The sequence below is a fragment of the Campylobacter sp. P0103 genome, from assembly GCF_002139545.1.
In the GTDB taxonomy this organism is placed as follows: Bacteria; Campylobacterota; Campylobacteria; order Campylobacterales; family Campylobacteraceae; genus Campylobacter; species Campylobacter devanensis.
Map to the genome: position 1 here is coordinate 1 of NZ_MJKG01000015.1, position 1981 is coordinate 1981.

Annotated in this window: 2 protein-coding genes; both read left to right on the forward strand. The window is 38.2% G+C overall.

Annotated features, from left to right (window positions below; all coding sequences use genetic code 11):
• Positions 1-197: 197 nt before the first annotated feature.
• On the forward strand, positions 198-647 hold the full coding sequence (gene accB, locus CIGNP103_RS07995) for an acetyl-CoA carboxylase biotin carboxyl carrier protein (RefSeq protein ID WP_086232969.1): 450 nt from the start codon (positions 198-200) through the stop codon (positions 645-647).
• Complete coding sequence (locus tag CIGNP103_RS08000) at positions 644-1981, forward strand: acetyl-CoA carboxylase biotin carboxylase subunit (RefSeq protein ID WP_086268907.1); 1338 nt, start codon at positions 644-646, stop codon at positions 1979-1981. Before accB ends, CIGNP103_RS08000 begins: the two co-directional genes overlap by 4 nt.

Below are 1981 nucleotides of genomic sequence, written 5' to 3' on the forward strand. Positions count from 1 at the left end.
TCTCTTCGCAAAATGGAGTTATCATTTTGTGTTCTAAGCTCATTTGGCGTATCCATTTATCGCTTTTTAAACCCATAAATTTCCCTTTAAAATTAAATTGTAAGATTATAGCAATTTCTACTTTAAACTAAAGTTTAGCTTATTATTTAGATAATTTGGTTAGAATTATGGAATTTTACTTAATTTAAGGAGAATTTATGACAAGAGATGAGATTAAAGAGCTTATGAGCTTTTTTGATGAGACAAACATTAATAAAATTAAGATAAAAGATGGTGATTTCGTAATCGAGCTAGAAAAACACGAGCCATGCGAGCAAATAGCCCCAGCCCCAGCTTGCCCTCCAATCCCAGCCCCAGCCCCAATCAATGTAGTAGTAAATGAAAAAACAGTAACTACTTCAACAGCAACTGATACATTAAACGCACCGATGGTAGGGACATTTTATATAGCTCCAAGTCCAGGCGCTCCAAGCTTTGTTAAGGTAGGTCAAACAGTGAAAAAAGGCGACACTATAGGCATTATAGAAGCGATGAAAATTATGAATGAGATTGAAGCTGAGTTTGATTGTAGAATTACAAAAGCCCTAATCGCAGATGGCCAACCGGTGGAATTTGGTATGGCGTTATTTGAGGTTGAAAAACTATGAGAGAGATTAAAAGAATCCTAATAGCAAATCGTGGTGAAATAGCCCTTAGAGCACTTAGAACTATCCAAGAGATGGGCAAAGAAGCAGTTGTAGTGCATTCTACAGCTGATAAAGATGCTCTTTATGTCAAATACGCTGATGCTAGTATCTGTATAGGCGGTGCTAGAAGTAGCGAGAGCTATCTACATATCCCAGCTATTATCACAGCTTGCGAGATTAGCGAAGCTGATGCGATATTTCCAGGTTATGGATTTTTGAGTGAAAATCAAAATTTCGTAGAAATTTGCGAAAAGCACAATATCAAATTTATAGGCCCAAGCGTAGAGGCTATGGCTTTAATGAGTGATAAAAGCAAAGCCAAACAGATGATGATGAGAGCGGGAATTCCAGTTGTACCAGGTAGTGATGGCGCTATCAAAGATATAGAAGCAGCTAAGAAACTAGCTACTCAAATAGGCTATCCAGTGATTATAAAAGCAGCCGCAGGTGGCGGTGGCCGTGGTATGAGAGTGGTAGAGAAAGAAGAGGATTTAGAAAAGAGCTTTTGGTCAGCTGAAAGCGAGGCTATGAGTGCCTTTGGTGATGGAACAATGTATATGGAAAAATATATCTCAAATCCACGCCACATAGAGGTCCAAGTCCTAGGCGATGAGTATGGCAATGTAATCCATGTGGGTGAGAGAGATTGCTCAATGCAACGCCGCCATCAAAAATTAATAGAAGAGAGCCCAGCAGTAATTTTGGATGATAAAACTAGGGCCCAACTCCACCAAACAGCCGTAAATGCTGCTAAAGCCATAGGATATACGGGTGCTGGGACTTTTGAGTTTTTATACGATCAAAGGGATAATAAATTTTATTTTATTGAGATGAATACAAGACTTCAAGTCGAGCATTGTGTGAGCGAAATGTGTAGCGGATTAGACCTAATAGAGTGGATGATACGAATCTCACAAGGCGAGAGATTGCCAGAGCAAAAAGATATCAAATTAAGTGGCCACTCAATAGAGTGTAGAATCACAGCCGAAGACCCAAAAAGCTTTACCCCAAATCCAGGTAAAATCACAAAATATGTTGCCCCAGGCGGTAGAAATGTCAGAATGGATAGCCATGTCTATGAGGGTTATAGCGTTCCGCCGTATTATGATAGCATGATAGGCAAATTAATCGTCCATGATATAGATAGAAATAGAGCTATTGCTAAGATGAAAGTCGCACTTGATGAGCTAATCATACAAGGGATTAAAACAACCAAAGATTTTCATATAAATATGATGAATAATGATGATTTTATCAATAATTTATATGATACAAACTATTTAGCAAAGCATTAA

What these genes read in the sequence shown, in the direction of transcription:
- CIGNP103_RS08000 (WP_086268907.1), top strand. Translation starts at nt 644, where the DNA reads ATGAGAGAGATTAAAAGAATCCTAATAGCAAATCGTGGTGAAATAGCC.
- accB (WP_086232969.1), top strand. Translation starts at nt 198, where the DNA reads ATGACAAGAGATGAGATTAAAGAGCTTATGAGCTTTTTTGATGAGACA.